Consider the following 15,478-nt stretch of genomic DNA (forward strand, 5'->3'; position numbering starts at 1 on the left):
GGCGGCCGGGATACTGGTCGACATGACCCGCCTGATCCTCGCCACCCGCAACGCCGGAAAGATCACCGAACTGAGGTCGATCCTCGCCGACGCAGGCCTGCCCCACGACCTCGTCGGCGCGGACGCCTACCCCGACATCCCCGACGTCAGGGAAACCGGCGTGACCTTCGCCGAGAACGCCCTCCTGAAGGCCCACGCCCTCGCGCAGGCCACGGGCCTCCCGGCGGTCGCCGACGACTCCGGCCTCTGCGTCGACGTCCTCAACGGCGCCCCCGGCATCTTCTCGGCCCGCTGGGCGGGCAAACACGGCGACGACCGGGCCAACCTGGACCTGCTGCTGGCCCAGCTCTCGGACATCGCCGACGAACACCGGGGCGCCCACTTCGCCTGCGCGGCGGCCCTGGCCCTCCCGGACGGCACGGAACGCGTCGTCGAGGGCCAGTTGCGAGGCGTCCTGCGCTTCGCCCCCACCGGCACGAACGGCTTCGGCTACGACCCGATCCTCCAGCCGGACGGCGAGACCCGCACCTGCGCGGAACTGACACCGGCAGAAAAGAACGCAATCAGCCACCGAGGCAAGGCATTCCGGGAACTGGTACCGGTGGTACGGGAGCTGCTGGGCTGAGGACCACCCACCAGCAAGGTCCGGATTGCGAACGTCGCGCGCCGGACCTTGCAGGTGAAGGTAAGTGCGGCCTGAGGGATTCGAACCCTCACGGGATTTCTCCCATCGCGCCCTAAACGCGAGGCGTCTGCCGTTCCGCCAAGGCCGCCGGCCGCCCGTCGTCGAGCGACGGGTGCCTGCAAGTGTACGGGGGCCCGCAGCTGTCCGGCGAGCGACGTCCTGTCTTTCTGCCGACACCACATCTTCGTCGGCGCATGGCAATTGGGGCACAGGTGGCGCAGGTTCTCCACGCGATTGTTTGCTGTACGCGTCCGATCCTCCGGTGGCGCTCCGCACGTCCCTGCCCCCTCCGTCCCCGACCACCCGTTCGCGGTCTCGTACGGAGTAGCGAACCGTTTATCGGACAGTCGCGCCCGAGTTCCGACGGGTAAAAGCGGCCCGTGTCGGGTCGGTCCGACGCGGGCCGCTCTTCGGGGGAGGCGGGGCTCAGATGCCCAGGTCCTTGATGATCTTGGCTACGTGGCCGGTGGCGCGGACGTTGTACAGGGCGTGTGCGACCTTGCCCTGTTCGTCGACCACGATCGTGGAGCGGATGACGCCCATGTAGGTCTTGCCGTAGTTCTTCTTCGCGCCGTACGCGGCGTAGGCCTCGGTGACGGTCTTCTCGGGGTCGGCCAGGAGGGTGACCTTCAGGGATTCCTTGTCGCGGAACCTGGCCAGCTTCTCGGGGCTGTCGGGGGAGATGCCGATGACGTCGTACCCGGCGCCGGCCAGGAGTTCCAGGTTGTCCGTGAAGTCACAGGCCTGCTTCGTGCAGCCGGGGGTAAGCGCGGCCGGGTAGAAGTAGACGATGACCTTGCGGCCCTTGTGGTCCGACAGGGACACCTGGTTGCCGTCGGCGTCGGGGAGGGTGAAGGCGGGGGCCACGTCCCCGGGCTGGAGTCGCTCGCTCATCGGGCCAGCGTAACCGGGGGTCCTGGCGGTGCGGCGGCGGGCAGAGCTGACAGACTGTCCAGAACAAGACACAGCTGACTTCGGAGGCCTTACCGTGGCGGAGACGTCGGACACCAGAACCCCGGCGCAGATCGAGGCGGACATCCGGGCCCGCCGCGAGGTGCTGGCGGAGACGCTGGACGAGATCGGGGTGCGGGTGCACCCGAAGACCATCGTCGGTGACGCCAAGGCGAAGGTCGTCGCCAACGTCGATCACACGCTCGGGAGGGCCTACGTCCAGGTCAACCGCGCGGTGAGCGAGGTGAAGGCGCAGTTCGTGGACGAGGAGGGCGCGCCCCGGCTGGAGCGGGTCGTGCCGGTGGCGCTGCTCGTGGTCGGCGTCGTGGGGCTGCTCACGTTCGGCGGGCGGCGCCGCAAGCGCTGATCCCCTGCGCTCCTCGCGTATCCGCGCGGGGTAGGTTCAGTGGTGTGAGCGCCAAGAGAGACGACCTGAGTACCACGCACGACAAGTTGCCCATCCGGATGCTGCACGACCGTGTGCTCGTGAAGCAGGAGGCCGGTGAGGGTGAGCGGCGTTCGGGTGGCGGCATTCTGATTCCCGCCACCGCGGCCGTCGGTCGCCGGCTGGCGTGGGCGCAGGTCGTCGCGGTGGGGCAGAACGTGCGGACCGTGGAGCCGGGGGACCGGGTGCTGTACGACCCCGAGGACCGTGCGGAGGTCGAGGTGCGCGGTGTCGCGTACGTGCTGATGCGCGAGCGCGATCTGCACGCCGTGGCGGCGGACCGGTTCGAGGGTTCGGAGGACTCGACCGGTCTGTATCTCTGATCGGTCCGGCGCCTCGATACGGCCGACCAAGAGGGCTGGTGACCATCGTCACCAGCCCTTTTTGCTGTGCCTTTGCTACCTTCGAAGGAGCCCGACGAGACGCGCCGTACCGGGACGCAGGAAAAGACGACGCATGGCTGTCAGTGCGTTCGCGTTCGCGTCTCGGAGGTTTTTTCCATGGCCTGGGTTCTGCTCGTCGTCGCCGGTCTGCTGGAAGTGGGCTGGTCGGTGGGGATGAAGTACACGGACGGCTTCACGCGGCTCGTCCCGAGTCTGTTCACCGGCGCCGGCATCGTCGCCAGCATGCTGCTGCTGTCGTACGCCGCCCGTTCCCTCCCCATCGGTACCGCCTACGGCGTGTGGGTCGGGATCGGTGCGGCGGGGGCCGCGGTGGTCGGCATGGTGGTGCTGGGGGAGCCGGCGACCGCCGCCCGGATCTTCTTCGTCGGTCTGCTGCTGGTCGCCGTGGTGGGGCTCAAGGCGACCAGCGGTCACTGAGGGACGCCACGACTCGGTTCGTCGGGCCTCGGTAGGTCAGGGCTCGGTACGTCAGTCCCAGCCGGTGGCCGTCAGTTGGGGGCCGGTGGTCGTGCCCACCGTGTTGCCGGTGTCGCCGGTCGCGCCGTCGGTGGTGCCGGTGGACGTGTTGCCGTCGGTGGTACCGGAGTTGGTGCCCGAGGTCGTTCCGCTGCTCGTCGTGCCGTCGGTGGTGCCGGTCGACGTGTTGCCGTTGGTCGTGCCGCCGTCGGTGGTGGTGCCGGAGGTGGTGCCCGAGGTGGTGCCGCCGGTGGTCGTGCCGCCGCCCGTCTGCCCCTGGGTCTGGCCCTGGGTCCGGCCCGTGGTGGCGTCGGAGCTCGGCGTGCTGCCGTCGCTCGCCTCGTCGCCGGGCTCGTCCTCGGAGGGCGGGGACGACGGGTAGGCGGACTCCTCGCCGCCCTCCTGGATCTGGAGGTTGAAGTCCGAGGCCGGGGTGCCCTTGAGGGCGTTCTTGGTGAACTGGGCCCAGATCTCGGTGGGCGCGCCGCCGCCGTTGATGCGGGGCAGGCCCATGGCGCCCTTGAGGGACTTGTGGGCGGCGGTCTTCGGGTCCTGGCCCATGACGGCGACGACGGTGGCCAGGTCGGGGGTGTAGCCGGCGAACCAGGCGGCGGTGTCCTCCTCGGCGGTGCCGGTCTTCCCGGCGGCGGGCCGGTCGGCGGCGAGGGCCGCGGTGGCGGTGCCGTTCTGGACGACGCTGCGCAGGACGGAGGTGGTGGTGTCGGCGGCCTCGCGGCTGACGACCTGGGAGGCCTTCTGCTCGGGCAGTTCCACCACGTCGGAGCCGTCCTTGGTGACCTTCTCGATCAGGGTGTACGTGCCGTGCCTGCCGTGGTTGGCGAGGGTGGCGTAGGCCTCGGCCATGTCCAGGACGCTGGCGTTGGCCGTGCCGAGGGCGATGGAGGGGTAGGGCTGGAGGTCGGGGGTGTCGGTGGGCAGGCCGAGCTCGATCGCGGTCTGCTTGACCTTCGCCGGGCCGACGTCGACGGCCATCTGCGCGTACACCGAGTTCACCGACTTGTCGGTGGCGGTGCGCACGTCGATGTTGCCGTAGTTGACGTAGTCCTCGTTCTCGGGGGCGTAGGTGCCGCCGCTCCAGCCCTGGATGGGGCGCTTGTTGGTGCCGTCGTAGATCGTGTTGGGGGTGATCTGGCGGCCGTCCTGGGTCTCGGACGCGTTCTCGACGGCCGAGGTGAAGACGAAGGGCTTGAAGGTGGAGCCGACCTGGAAGTCCTGGCGGGTGGCGTTGTTGGTGTACTGCTTGATGTAGTCGATGCCGCCGTACAGGGCGAGGATCTTGCCGGTCTTGGGTTCGACGGCGGCGCCGCCCGCGCGGACGTAGGTGTCGACCTTGCGGTTCTTCGTGTCGAGCTTCTTCATCAGCTTGTCGTCGACGGCGTCGACGAAGGCTTTCTGCTTCTTCTTCTCGATGGTGGTGGTGATGCGGTAGCCGCCGGCGTCGAGTTCGTCCTGGGTGACGATCTTGTTGTCGCGCAGGTAGTCCTTGATCGCGTTGACGAGGTAGCCGCGCTGGCCGGACATGCCGGTGTCGGCGCCGGAGGTCTCCTTGGGGGCGGGGAACTTCAGCCCGGTGCGCTTGGCCTCGCTGAGCCAGCCCTTGGTGACCATGCCGTCGAGGACGTAGTTCCAGCGGGCTTCGGCGGCCTTGCGGTTCTCGGGGTGGGCGATGACGTCGTACTCGCTGGGCGCGTTGACCAGGGCGGCGAGGTAGGCGCCCTGGGCGGGGGTGAGCTTGGCGGCGTCGATGCCGTAGTAGGCCTTGGCGGCGGCCTGCATGCCGTAGGCGTTGCGGCCGAAGTAGCTGGTGTTGAGGTAGCCCTCGAGGATCTCGTCCTTGGAGGTCTCGCGGTCCAGCTTGATGGAGATGAAGAACTCCTTCACCTTGCGGGTGACGGTCTGTTCCTGCGCGAGGTAGTAGTTCTTCACGTACTGCTGGGTGATCGTGGAGCCGGACTGCTTGCCCTTGCCGGTGGCGGTGTTCCAGCCGGCCCGGAGCATCGCCTTGGGGTCGATGGCGGACTCGGTGTAGAAGTCGCGGTCCTCGGCGGCGAGGACGGCGTGCTGGGCGTCCTTGGAGATCTGGGAGAGGTCGACGTTCTCGCGGTTGACGGTGCCGTCGCGGGCGATCTCGGTGCCGTCGGCGTAGAGGTAGACGTTGGACTGCTTGGTGGCGAGCGCGTTGGCGGGCGGGATCTCGACCATGGAGTAGCCGAGGAAGAAGAGTCCGCCGAGCACCAGGACACCGAGGACGAACGTGCCGAGCACCATCCGCCAGGTGGGCAGGAGCCGGCGCCAGCCGGTGCGCCTGGGTCGCTTCATCTTCTTGCCTTCCTCGCCACTTCCTCCGTCACCCGCCTGAGGTGCTCCGGGTGCCGTGCCCTCGGTGGGCTGCTGCGGCTGTGGCTCGTCACTCATGTGTCGCCGGACTCCTGTTTCGCGTCGTACGTTCCCGTACGCCTCGTAAGCCTTTTAAGCCTCGTACGCCTTGTGCGCCCCCTGTTGAAGACTCTCGCACCAAGCGTTCCGTTCCCGACAATCGGCGCGCGTTGGGTCACACCTCGTGCCCGGAAAACGCGTGGCACGTCTCCGGAGCGGCGCACTAGGCTCGCCCGCTTCGGTGTCGAGGCGGGCACCAGGGGTGACTAGTGGGCGAGGAGGACGGTTGCCTTGGGATCGGCGCGTTTGTACGCGGCCGTCGTGGCGGGGGGTTTCAGAAGGTACGCGACCTATCGGGTGGCCACGGCCGCGGGGGTGTTCACCAACACCGTTTTCGGCCTGATCCTCGTCTACGCATATCTGGCGTTGTGGGACGAGCGGCCGCACCTCGGGGGCTATGACCAGGCACAGGCGGTCACGTATGTGTGGCTGGGGCAGGCGTTGTTCGCGACCCTGGCGATCCAGGGCGGCGGTTTCGAGACCGAGTTGATGGAGCGGATCCGCACGGGTGAGATCGCGATCGACCTGTACCGGCCGGCCGATCTCCAGACCTGGTGGCTGGCGAGTGACGTGGGGCGGGCGTTGTTCCAGTTGCTGGGCCGCGGGGTGCTGCCGTTCGTCTTCGGGGCGCTGGTCTTTCCGACGGCGCTGCCACACGATCCGGTGATCTGGCTGGCCTTCGCGGTGACGATCGGGCTGGCGATGGTGGTCAGTTACGGGATCCGGTTCCTGGTGGCGCTGAGCGGGTTCTGGCTGATGGACGGCACGGGCGCGGTGCAGGTGCTGATGATCACCGGGATGTTCTTCTCGGGGATGGCGCTGCCGCTCAACGCGTTTCCCCAGCCGTTCGGTGACCTCGTGACGCTGCTGCCGTGGTCGGCGTTGTTGCAGATGCCCGCCGACGTGCTGATGGGGCGGACCGATCCGTTGCTCGCGTTCGCCTTCCAGGCGGGTTGGGCGGTGGTGCTGCTGGCGGTGGGCCGGCTGGTGCAGGGGGCGGCGACGCGGCGGGTGGTGGTGCAGGGTGGGTGACGGCGGCCGGCTGGCGGAGGGGTTGCGGGCCTATCGGCTGATCGCGGGGATGTGGATCCGTTCGACGCTGGCCTACCGGGTGTCGTTCGTGCTGACGGTGGTCGGTGGTCTGCTGGTGACGGGGCTGGACTTTGTCGCGATCTTGCTGATGTTCGCGCAGGTGGACGTGCTCGGCGGCTACACGCTGCCGGAGGTCGCCTTTCTCTACGGGGTGTCGGCGACGTCGTTCGGGCTCGCTGACCTGTCGATCGGCTCGGCGGGGCGGCTGGGCTCGCGGGTGCGGGACGGCACGCTCGACACGCTGCTGGTGCGGCCCGCGCCGGTGCTGGCCCAGGTCGCCGCGGACCGGTTCGCGCTGCGCCGGGTCGCCCGGCTGATCCAGGGCACGCTGGTGCTGGGCTACGCGTGTGCCGTGCTGGACGTCGGCTGGACGCCGGTGAAGGTGGCGCTGGTGCCGGTGATGCTGGTGTGCGGCGGGGCGATCTTCTCGGCGGTGTTCGTGGTGGGTGCGGCGTTCCAGTTCGTGGCGCAGGACGCGTCGGAGGTGCAGGCCGCGTTCACGTACGGCGGTCAGACGCTGTTGCAGTATCCGCCGACCGTGTTCGGCAGGGAGCTGGTGCGCGGGGTGACGTTCGTGCTGCCGCTGGCGTTCGTCAACTGGGTGCCGTCGTCCTATGTGCTGGGGCGGCCGTATCCGCTGGGGCTGCCGCAGTGGGCGGCGTTCGCTCCGCCGCTGGTGGCGGTGGCGTGCTGTGCGGTGGCGGGGCTGGCGTGGCGGGCGGGGCTGCGGACGTATCGGAGTACGGGAAGTTGAGGGTGGCCGTGTCGGAGGGTGCGACGGTGTCGGAGAGCGCGTTCATCGAGGTGGAGCGGGTCGAGAAGGTCTTCGACGTGCGGAGGAGGACCGGTTTCCTGAAGCGGGAGCTGCGGCGGGTGCGGGCGGTGGACTCGATCTCCTTCACCGTGGCGCGCGGTGAGATGGTCGGTTACATCGGGCCGAACGGCGCGGGGAAGTCGACGACGATCAAGATGCTGACGGGGATCCTGACGCCGAGCGGGGGCCGGCTGCGGGTCGCCGGGATCGACCCGTCCCGTGAGCGGCTGCGGCTGGCGCATCGCATAGGGGTGGTGTTCGGGCAGCGTACGACGCTGTGGTGGGACCTTCCGCTGATCGATTCCTACCGGTTGATGCACCGCATGTACCGGATCCCCGACGGCCGTTACCGGGAGAACCTCGACCGGCTGGTCGAACTCCTCGATCTCTCCGACCTGTTGGATGTGCCGGTGCGCCAACTGTCGCTCGGGCAGCGGATGCGCGGAGACATCGTGGCGGCCCTGCTGCACGATCCCGAGGTGCTCTACCTGGACGAGCCGACGATCGGTCTGGACATGGTCTCCAAGGTGCGGGTGCGGGAGTTCCTGCGGGAGTTGAACACCGAGCGCGGTACGACGGTCCTGCTCACCACGCACGACCTCCAGGACATCGAGCGGCTCTGTTCCCGGGTGATGGTCATCGACCACGGCCGGCTGGTCTACGACGGTGCGCTCGCCGGGCTGCACGAGGCGGGGGAGAGCGAACGGACGCTGGTGGTGGACCTGGAGCGGGAGCTGCCGCCGGTCGAGGTGGGGGAGGCGGCGCGGGTGGTGAAGGTGGACGGACCGAGGCAGTGGCTGGCGTTCCCGGCGTCGGAGTCGGCGGCTCCGCTCGTCGCCCGGATCGCGGCGGAGTACCCGCTGGTGGACCTGTCGGTGCGGGAGCCGGACATCGAGGCGGTGATCGCCAAGATGCTGTACCCGCCGGGGGACGTGCCCGGAGTGCCGCCGGGCCGGGAGCCCTCGCGGGAGACCGTAGTGCCGGCGCCCGGGAACTCGTAGGCTGCTGATATGACCGACGACGCAGCCCCGGGCCTGCCGGAACTCCGTGCCTCCGACGCCGATCGTGAGCGGGTCGCCGAGGTTCTGCGGGACGCCCTCGCGGAGGGCCGGCTCGACATGGCGGAGTTCGAGGAACGGCTGGAGGAGACCTACAAGGCGCGCACGTACGGGGAGTTGGCGCCGATCACCCGGGATCTGCCGGTCGCCGGGATCACGCCCCCACCTGCGGTGTCGCTGCACAAGGGGCCGCTGGAGGACGGGAGTTGGGCCGGGCGGATCGTGGGCGGCGAGGGGTCGTCGACCTGGGCGGTGGCCATCCTGTCCGGGTTCCAGCGCCGGGGCCGCTGGACCGTCCCCCGGCGGTTCGACTGCTTCGCCTTCTGGGGCGGCGGGGAGATCGACCTGCGGGAGGCGAACTTCGCCGCGGGTGAGGTCGAGATCAACTGTGTCGCGATCATGGGCGGGGTCCAGATCACGGTGCCACCGGGGGTGGAGGTCGTGGTCCGCGGGATCGGCGTGATGGGCGGCTTCGACCAGCGGGGGAGCGGTGTTCCCGGTGAGCCGGGCGCGCCGCGGGTGGTCGTCGGCGGGTTCGCCTTCTGGGGTGGGGTCGGCGTCGAGCACAAGAAGACGCGGGCCGCCCGGCGGCAGGAGAAGCTGGACCGCAAGGCGGCGAAGCGCGAGCTGCGTTCGTCGTCCCGGGACGACGAGGGGGAGGCCCACCGGAGGGCCCTGGAAGGCCACAAGGACATCCTGCGCGGCCATGGGCTCGGCCACGGCCACGGCGCGGGGGCCGGCTCCCGGGAGGAACAGCGGGAGCGCCGCTCCGAGAACTGAGCCGGCCACGGGGATCGCCCGGCCATGGAGACCGAGCCGATCACGGAGACCGAGCCGATCACGGAGACCGGGTCGGCCACGGGGACCGAGCCAACCGCGGGGACCGGCGGCCGGGGCCGTTGCGAGGGCTGTCGCGAGGACCGTCGCGAGGGTCGAGTCCGGCAGGTGACCGGCGGTGGCCCGGCCGGTGTCACAGCCGAGCGGGTGCCGGTCCTTCCAGCTTCGTCAGGTCGACGGTCTGCGCCATCTTGCGGTAGCCCCGGTCACTGGGGTGCAGATGGTCACCCGAGTCGTACTCCGGGCGCAGGCTGCGCGGGTCGTACGGGTCGCGCAGCGCCCGGTCGAGGTCGACGACCGTGTCGAACACGCCGCCCGTCCGGATCGCCTGGTTGACGCGCTGCCGTACGTCCTCGCGGCCGTCGCTGTAGCCGCGGTGGCCGCGGAACGGGGTGAGGGTGGTGCCGACGACCCTGATGCCGTGCGCGTGGGCGCGGTCGACGAGGGTGCGCAGGCCGTCCAGGACTGCCTGCGGGTCGGCGAGTCCCGGGTCGCGCAGGATGTCGTTGATGCCGAGGTCGATGACGACCACCTTGACGTTCGGACGGCCGAGGACGTCCCGTTCGAAGCGGTGGAGGCCGGCGGCGCCGCGACGGGAGTCGTCGGCGAGGACCCGGTTGCCGCTGATGCCCTCGTTGACGACGCCGTAGCGGGGCGCGTCCCCGGCGGCGGTGACGCTCGCCCGCAGCCGGTCGGCGAGGAGGTCGGGCCAGCGGCGGTTCGCGCCCTCGGTGGAGCTGACGCCGTCGGTGATGGAGTCGCCGAGGGCGACGACGGTGCCGTCGGCCTCGTTGCTGAGCACGTCGAGGGCGGTCAGATAGCGCCAGTACTCGCCGGCCCCGGTGAACGCAGAACCGGTGACGTTCTCGGTGGCCTCGCCCTCGGCGACGTAGTTGGTCTGCCGGGCGTGCGGGTGGTAGGTGACCGGCCCGGCGGAGGTGGGGGAGTAGGTGCTGACCAGGAGGTCCGAGTCGTGCGGGACGGCGAGGGTCACGGCGTCGCTGACCGTCTGTCCGCCGGCCGGGACGACGACGGTGGTGGCGCCGCCGAAGGTGAGCCGGCGCAGCGTGTCGGGGACCGCTGCCGCGCTCCCGTCGCCGGCCGCGACGGCGAGGGTGGCGTGCGTCACGGTGAGCGGGCCGGTGCCGTAGAGGTTGGACAGTGTGATGCGGGCACTCGTCCCGCCGACGCTGGTGTGTACGACGTTGCGGACCGTGCGGCCGGCCATGCCGTCCGTCTCGGTGCCCGGCTCGCCGCTGACCGGGGAGGCCGCCCAGGTGCCGACCCACACGCCCGTCGAGATGGGGGCGGCGCTGCCGGGGCCGGGGACCGCGGCGCGGCTGGCCGCGCGGTCGAGCCCGGGACCGTGGTCGGAGGCGGCGGAGACGTATATGGCGGCGGACAGGCCCACGACAAGGGCGACGATCGCCGACAGGAGGGCACCGTGGCGCCTGGTCATGCGGGGGTTCTCCTCGGGGAGGGGAGCGGTGCGGCTCCGGGGCACGCGGTCGCGTCGGTGCGTTGCCGCGTTCGGGTAGGAGTTCGCCGTCGAGCTCCCCACCTGACAGACGCCGGGAACTCTTGTTCCGTTCCAGGAGTCGGTCAAGTAGGGACAATATCTGCGTGCGGGGCAGGACCGGCACGGGATGTGGACCGGAACGGATGGAGCGGATGGATCGTACGGAAGCGGAGCAGCCGGCCGGCACCGGGGCGGCGCGCACGATGACCGTCTTCAGTGCCGCCGACGAGGAGAAGCAGCGCGGAGTGCGCCGCATGAAGCTCACCGCGGCGGGGCTGCTGGTGTTCGTGGCCGTGGTGTACGTCCTCGCCGAGTGGGCCTCCCACCGGGGCGCGGGTCCCTGGGCCGGCTATGTGGCGGCCGCCGCGGAGGCGGGCATGGTCGGCGCGCTCGCCGACTGGTTCGCGGTCACGGCGCTCTTCCGTCACCCGCTCGGCCTACCGATCCCGCACACCGCGATCATCCCGAACAAGAAGGACCAACTGGGTGTCTCGCTGGGTGAGTTCGTAGGGGAGAACTTCCTCTCCGAGGATGTCGTACGGCAGCGGCTGCGCGCGGTCGGTATCGGCACCCGGCTGGGTGCCTGGCTGGCCGATCCGGAGCACGCCGACCGGGTGACGGCCGAACTGGCGACGGCACTGCGGGGCGCGCTCACGGTGCTGCGCGACTCGGACGTGCAGGCGGTGGTGGGGGAGGCGATCACGCGTCGCGCGGACGCGCAGGAGATCGCGCCGGGCATCGGGAAGATGCTGGAGAAGGTCGTCGTGGACGGCGGTCACCGGCGGGCCGTGGACCTGGTGGTGACCCGGGCGTACGACTGGCTGGTGCTGCACGGCGACTCGGTGATGGGCGCGGTGGAGGGCGGCGCGCCCGGCTGGACGCCCCGGTTCGTCGACAAGCGGATCGGCGAGCGCGTCTACAAGGAGCTGCTGCGGTTCTGCGCGGAGATGCGGGACATGCCGTCGCACCCGGCGCGGGGCGCCCTCGACCGTTTCCTCACCGACTTCGCCCGCGACCTCCAGTCCGACACCGACACCCGGGCGCGGGTGGAGCGGCTCAAGGGCGAGGTGCTGGGCCGGGGCGAGGTGCAGGATCTGATCGCGTCCGCCTGGACCGCAGTGCGCTCCATGATCGTCGCGGCGGCGGAGGACGAACGCAGTGAGCTGCGGCTGCGGGTGCGGGCCTCGCTGCTGTCGCTGGGGGCCCGGATGGCCACCGAGCGCAAGGTCCAGGACAAGGTGGACAGCTGGGTCGAGGGCGCTGCGGTGCACGTGGTGACGACGTACCGCAAGGAGATCACCTCGCTGATCACGGACACGGTGGCGGGCTGGGACGCGGAGCACACGACCCGCAAGATCGAGGCCAACATCGGCCGTGACCTCCAGTTCATCCGGATCAACGGCACGGTGGTCGGCTCGCTGGCCGGGCTGCTGATCTACACGGTGGCGCGGGCGCTCGGGGCCTGAGATCGGCCGGTCGCTTGAATCGGCCGGTCGCGGGAACCCGATCCGCGTGCCGCCCGCTGGGGAGCGTGCCGAGGAGGGAGCCCATGACCAGCGCCGAAGCCGCCGTGCCGGCCGAGAGAGACCGTATGATCACCACCGACATTCCCGCCCGTCTCGACCGGCTGCCCTGGTCGCGCTGGCACTGGACCATCGTCTTCGGGCTCGGCACCGTGTGGATCCTGGACGGCCTGGAGGTCACGGTCGTCGGGAACATCGCGAGCCGGCTGTCCGAGCCGGGAAGCGGCCTGCCCATCACCTCCGGGCAGGTCACCGGTATCGCGGCCGCCCTGTATGTGGCGGGCGCCTGCGTCGGCGCCCTGTTCTGGGGCCGGTTGACCGACAAGTGGGGCCGCAAGAAGCTGTTCATGATCACCCTCGCGGTGTATCTGGCGGCCACCGCCCTGACCGCGGTCTCCTTCGACACCTGGTGGTTCCTGCTGTTCCGGTTCCTCACCGGCTTCGGCATCGGCGGTGAGTACGCGGCCATCAACTCCGCGATCGACGAGCTGATCCCCGCGCAGTTCCGGGGCCGCGTCGACCTGATCATCAACGGCAGCTTCTGGCTGGGCGCGGTCGCCGGTTCGCTGCTGTCGATCGTCGCGTTGAACACGGACATCTTCGCGGCGGACGTCGGCTGGCGGCTGACGTTCGCACTGGGCGCCGTCCTCGCCCTGGTGATCCTGCTCGTACGGCGGCACGTCCCGGAGAGCCCGCGCTGGCTGCTGATCCACGGCCGGGACCGGGAGGCCGAGGAGATCGTCACCTCGATCGAACGGCAGATCGAGGAGGAGAAGGGGGAGCGGCTGCCCCGGGCCGAGGGCGAACTGACCATCCACCAGCGCCGCAGCGTCTCCTTCGTCGAGATCGCCCGCACGGTGTTCTCGTCCTACCGGCGCCGCGCGGTCCTCGGTTTCTCCCTCTTCATCGGGCAGGCCTTCCTCTACAACGCGATCACCTTCGGCTTCGGCGCGATCCTGACCAAGTTCTTCGACGTGCCGAGCGGCAACACCGGCTACTACTTCGCCGTCATCGCCATCGGCAACTTCTGCGGTCCGCTGCTGCTGGGCAAGCTGTTCGACACGGTGGGCCGACGGGTGATGATCTCCTCGACGTATCTGCTCTCCGGTGTGCTGCTGTTCGGCACGGCCTGGCTGTTCGACCAGGGCTCGCTGAACGCGACGACGATGACGGCCTGCTGGTGCGCGGTGCTGTTCTTCGCGTCGGCGGGCGCGTCGAGCGCCTACCTGACGGTGTCCGAGGTCTTCCCGATGGAGACCCGCGCGATGTCCATCGCCTTCTTCTACGCCCTCGGTACCGCGGCCGGCGGCATCAGCGGCCCGCTGCTGTTCGCCGAGCTCACCGACACGGGCAAGGTCGGCGACACGGTCCTCGCCTTCTGTATCGGCGCGGCCCTGATGTGCGCGGCGGGCCTGGTGGCGGTGTTCCTGGCGGTCAACGCCGAGCGACGTTCCCTGGAGGACATCGCCCGGCCGCTGACGGCGGCGGCGTCGACGGCGCGCGAAGCGACGACACCCGGCGCGACGACGCCGGGCGGGCCGCGCGGGGCCGCCACCTGACGCACCCCGGCGCGCTCACCCGAGGCACACGGGCGGCGCGGTCACCTCGGCCAGGTGACCGCGCCGCCCGCGGCTGTTCCTCGCCGCTTCTCCTACTCGGCCCCGCCTCCGGCGCGCCCCCGCCGACGCAGCAACAGCAGACCGCCCGCCAGGGCGGTGAGGCCGGTGGCCGCGGTCCACGCGACGAGGTCGGTGGAACCGGTGGAGGCGAGGTCGCCGCCCTTCGCGGCGGCCTGTGCCCCGGCCGGCGCCGCCGAGCCTGCGGGCGCCGCCGATCCGTCCGGGGCCCCGGCGCCGGACGCGGAAGGGGACGAGCCGGCGGGCGCGGACGGGGACGCGGTGGCCGAGGAACCGCCCGCCGCCGATCCGCTCACGGCCGACGTCGACCTGTCCCGGGTGAACGCCAGCGTGCCGAAGCCGAGTTGGTCGTAGCCGCCGCTGTTGGGCCCGTAGTCCCCGCCGCCGCCCTCGGGCGCCGCCTTGGCGGCGATCCGGGTGAGATACGGGGCCGACAGCCCCCGGCGCTTGGTGTAGTGGTGGGCGATCATCGCCCAGATGGGCCGGGTCATCGCCGGGTCGACGCCGGCCGCGTCGGACGCGGTCTCGCTGCCCGACCAGCCGTTGATCGCGCCCTTCGCCCGGGTGTTCGCCGTGTAGGCGACCTCCCCGCCGAGGCTCCATTTGGCCACGTACTGGGCGCCCTTGAGGAAACGGCTGTCGTCGTAGCCGTAGAGGTCGATGCCCTGGTTCCAGGCCATCTCGCAGAAGGTGCCCATCAGACCGACGCCGAGCAGCGCGTGTCCCTGGTCGCGGCCCGCCTCCAGCCATTCGGCGAGACCGTCGTCCCGCACCACCGGGATGGCCTTCCTGACGGCACCGAGCCCGGAGCCGTTCTTGAAGTAGTCGACGGCCTGTCCCACCTTGGCGCTGTCGTCGCAGAAGATGCCGGTGGCGAGGACGCAGGCCATGGCGGCCAGATCCCAGTTGGGCCAGTAGTTGGTGATCACGGCGCCGTTGTGCTCGACGAGGAAACTCTCGCTGAGCGGTGAGAAGACGGTGGACAGCATCTTCCGGAAGCGTTCGAGCTCGAACCCGGCGTGGTCGCGGACGAGTTCGGCGGCGTTCGCGGCCTGGTAGCCGTACAGCCCGGCCGCGAGGAACCGGTCGGCGGAGCCCTCGATCGAGGTGAGCTTCGCCGACCAGGCGTTGAGGATCGCCACGGCGGTGTCGGCGTACGCGCTCTCACCGCTGACGTGGAACCGCAGGCCGTTCTGGTAGGCGGCGTGCAGGTCGTTGTACAGGGTCGCGTAGTTCTGGGGCGACCCCGAGCCCCGGTACACGATCGCCTGCGGGTTGGCCGTCCAGCCGCTCTGCGCGTGCCGGTTGGCGGTGAGCTTCGCGTACCCGGCCGTGTAGGGCGCGGCGCCGGCCTTGACCTTGGCGGCCATGCGGGCCAGGTCGGCGCCGGTGTGCAGCAGACCCGGGTGCGCGTAGCCGACGGCGGCGGCCGGGACCGCGGGGAGGGCCGCGGCCACACCGACGGCCCCGGCCGCCGTGCCCGCGGCCTTGAGCAGGCCGCGACGGCTGATCTGCCGGGGGGCGAGCCGGTGGGGGACGGTGTCGTGGGGGCCGATCTGTCCCGGTCGGGTGGGGTGCGGTTGCAGATGCATGACGGGGA

The 15,478-nt window shown here is 70.6% G+C and carries 14 protein-coding genes, 1 tRNA gene and 1 riboswitch; of the genes, 10 read left to right on the forward strand and 5 right to left on the reverse strand.

Translation table 11 applies throughout. The annotated features are described in order from the left end of the window. Positions 1-22: 22 nt before the first annotated feature. A complete protein-coding gene (gene rdgB, locus OG440_RS23060) occupies positions 23-625 on the forward strand; it encodes an RdgB/HAM1 family non-canonical purine NTP pyrophosphatase (RefSeq protein ID WP_406008683.1) in 603 nt (200 codons plus the stop codon). A 65-nt stretch (positions 626-690) separates the two neighbouring features. On the opposite strand, the gene OG440_RS23065 is transcribed toward rdgB, so the two are convergent. Both OG440_RS23065 and bcp read right to left on the reverse strand, forming a co-directional pair. Then, positions 691-773, reverse strand: a tRNA-Leu gene (locus OG440_RS23065). A 338-nt stretch (positions 774-1,111) separates the two neighbouring features. Further along, positions 1,112-1,579, reverse strand: a complete 468-nt coding sequence (gene bcp, locus OG440_RS23070) for a thioredoxin-dependent thiol peroxidase (protein ID WP_406008684.1) — start codon at positions 1,577-1,579, stop codon at positions 1,112-1,114. 94 nt (positions 1,580-1,673) lie between these two features. On the opposite strand from bcp, the gene OG440_RS23075 reads away from it, so the two are divergent. From OG440_RS23075 to OG440_RS23085, 3 genes are all read left to right on the forward strand, one after another. Continuing rightward, positions 1,674-2,003 carry a DUF3618 domain-containing protein gene (locus OG440_RS23075; RefSeq protein WP_406008685.1) on the forward strand — a complete coding sequence of 110 codons (330 nt, stop codon included), beginning with the start codon at positions 1,674-1,676 and terminating at the stop codon, positions 2,001-2,003. A 98-nt stretch (positions 2,004-2,101) separates the two neighbouring features. After that, positions 2,102-2,404 carry a GroES family chaperonin gene (locus OG440_RS23080; protein WP_406011430.1) on the forward strand — a complete coding sequence of 101 codons (303 nt, stop codon included), beginning with the start codon at positions 2,102-2,104 and terminating at the stop codon, positions 2,402-2,404. Between the two features lie 65 nt (positions 2,405-2,469). Then, positions 2,470-2,540: riboswitch (guanidine-III (ykkC-III) riboswitch) on the forward strand. A gap of 41 nt (positions 2,541-2,581) precedes the next feature. Next, positions 2,582-2,902 (forward strand): SMR family transporter, encoded by a 321-nt coding sequence (locus OG440_RS23085; RefSeq protein WP_362572034.1) that lies wholly within the window; start codon positions 2,582-2,584, stop codon positions 2,900-2,902. Between the two features lie 51 nt (positions 2,903-2,953). Here the strand turns inward: OG440_RS23085 and OG440_RS23090 are convergent, their stop codons facing one another. Next, positions 2,954-5,377 (reverse strand): transglycosylase domain-containing protein, encoded by a 2,424-nt coding sequence (locus OG440_RS23090; protein WP_406008686.1) that lies wholly within the window; start codon positions 5,375-5,377, stop codon positions 2,954-2,956. Positions 5,378-5,629: 252 nt separating this feature from the next. Between OG440_RS23090 and OG440_RS23095 the strand changes: the two genes are divergently transcribed. From OG440_RS23095 to OG440_RS23110, 4 genes are read left to right on the forward strand one after another with little or no spacing between them, the layout of a single operon-like run. After that, complete coding sequence (locus OG440_RS23095) at positions 5,630-6,430, forward strand: ABC transporter permease (protein WP_406008687.1); 801 nt, start codon at positions 5,630-5,632, stop codon at positions 6,428-6,430. Between the two features lie 49 nt (positions 6,431-6,479). Then, positions 6,480-7,244, forward strand: coding sequence for an ABC transporter permease (locus tag OG440_RS23100; protein WP_406011431.1), 765 nt, complete (start codon positions 6,480-6,482; stop codon positions 7,242-7,244). 26 nt (positions 7,245-7,270) lie between these two features. Then, positions 7,271-8,305 carry an ATP-binding cassette domain-containing protein gene (locus OG440_RS23105; protein WP_406008688.1) on the forward strand — a complete coding sequence of 345 codons (1,035 nt, stop codon included), beginning with the start codon at positions 7,271-7,273 and terminating at the stop codon, positions 8,303-8,305. A 9-nt stretch (positions 8,306-8,314) separates the two neighbouring features. Then, complete coding sequence (locus OG440_RS23110; RefSeq protein ID WP_406008689.1) at positions 8,315-9,142, forward strand: DUF1707 domain-containing protein; 828 nt, start codon at positions 8,315-8,317, stop codon at positions 9,140-9,142. 190 nt (positions 9,143-9,332) lie between these two features. Here OG440_RS23110 and OG440_RS23115 read toward each other — a convergent pair whose 3' ends face one another. Continuing rightward, positions 9,333-10,658: an SGNH/GDSL hydrolase family protein gene (locus OG440_RS23115; RefSeq protein WP_406008690.1), complete on the reverse strand. Its 1,326-nt coding sequence runs from the start codon at positions 10,656-10,658 to the stop codon at positions 9,333-9,335. Between the two features lie 203 nt (positions 10,659-10,861). On the opposite strand from OG440_RS23115, the gene OG440_RS23120 reads away from it, so the two are divergent. Together OG440_RS23120 and OG440_RS23125 are read left to right on the forward strand one after the other, a co-directional pair. After that, positions 10,862-12,184 carry a DUF445 domain-containing protein gene (locus OG440_RS23120; protein WP_406008691.1) on the forward strand — a complete coding sequence of 441 codons (1,323 nt, stop codon included), beginning with the start codon at positions 10,862-10,864 and terminating at the stop codon, positions 12,182-12,184. An 83-nt stretch (positions 12,185-12,267) separates the two neighbouring features. Further along, positions 12,268-13,800, forward strand: coding sequence for an MFS transporter (locus OG440_RS23125; RefSeq protein WP_406008692.1), 1,533 nt, complete (start codon positions 12,268-12,270; stop codon positions 13,798-13,800). Between the two features lie 92 nt (positions 13,801-13,892). Here OG440_RS23125 and OG440_RS23130 read toward each other — a convergent pair whose 3' ends face one another. Continuing rightward, positions 13,893-15,470 (reverse strand): alginate lyase family protein, encoded by a 1,578-nt coding sequence (locus tag OG440_RS23130; protein WP_406008693.1) that lies wholly within the window; start codon positions 15,468-15,470, stop codon positions 13,893-13,895. Positions 15,471-15,478 lie beyond the last annotated feature (8 nt).

Source organism: Streptomyces sp. NBC_00637 (genome assembly GCF_045161545.1).
Taxonomy (GTDB): Bacteria; Actinomycetota; Actinomycetes; order Streptomycetales; family Streptomycetaceae; genus Streptomyces.

Excerpts from the sequence above, each read along its gene's own strand:
- rdgB (WP_406008683.1), top strand. The coding sequence starts at position 23 with ATGACCCGCCTGATCCTCGCCACCCGCAACGCCGGAAAGATCACCGAA.
- bcp (WP_406008684.1), bottom strand. The coding sequence starts at position 1,579 with ATGAGCGAGCGACTCCAGCCCGGGGACGTGGCCCCCGCCTTCACCCTC.
- OG440_RS23080 (WP_406011430.1), top strand. The coding sequence starts at position 2,102 with ATGCTGCACGACCGTGTGCTCGTGAAGCAGGAGGCCGGTGAGGGTGAG.
- OG440_RS23085 (WP_362572034.1), top strand. The coding sequence starts at position 2,582 with ATGGCCTGGGTTCTGCTCGTCGTCGCCGGTCTGCTGGAAGTGGGCTGG.
- OG440_RS23090 (WP_406008686.1), bottom strand. The coding sequence starts at position 5,377 with ATGAGTGACGAGCCACAGCCGCAGCAGCCCACCGAGGGCACGGCACCC.
- OG440_RS23100 (WP_406011431.1), top strand. The coding sequence starts at position 6,480 with ATGTGGATCCGTTCGACGCTGGCCTACCGGGTGTCGTTCGTGCTGACG.
- OG440_RS23110 (WP_406008689.1), top strand. The coding sequence starts at position 8,315 with ATGACCGACGACGCAGCCCCGGGCCTGCCGGAACTCCGTGCCTCCGAC.
- OG440_RS23115 (WP_406008690.1), bottom strand. The coding sequence starts at position 10,658 with ATGACCAGGCGCCACGGTGCCCTCCTGTCGGCGATCGTCGCCCTTGTC.
- OG440_RS23120 (WP_406008691.1), top strand. The coding sequence starts at position 10,862 with ATGGAGCGGATGGATCGTACGGAAGCGGAGCAGCCGGCCGGCACCGGG.
- OG440_RS23125 (WP_406008692.1), top strand. The coding sequence starts at position 12,268 with ATGACCAGCGCCGAAGCCGCCGTGCCGGCCGAGAGAGACCGTATGATC.
- OG440_RS23130 (WP_406008693.1), bottom strand. The coding sequence starts at position 15,470 with ATGCATCTGCAACCGCACCCCACCCGACCGGGACAGATCGGCCCCCAC.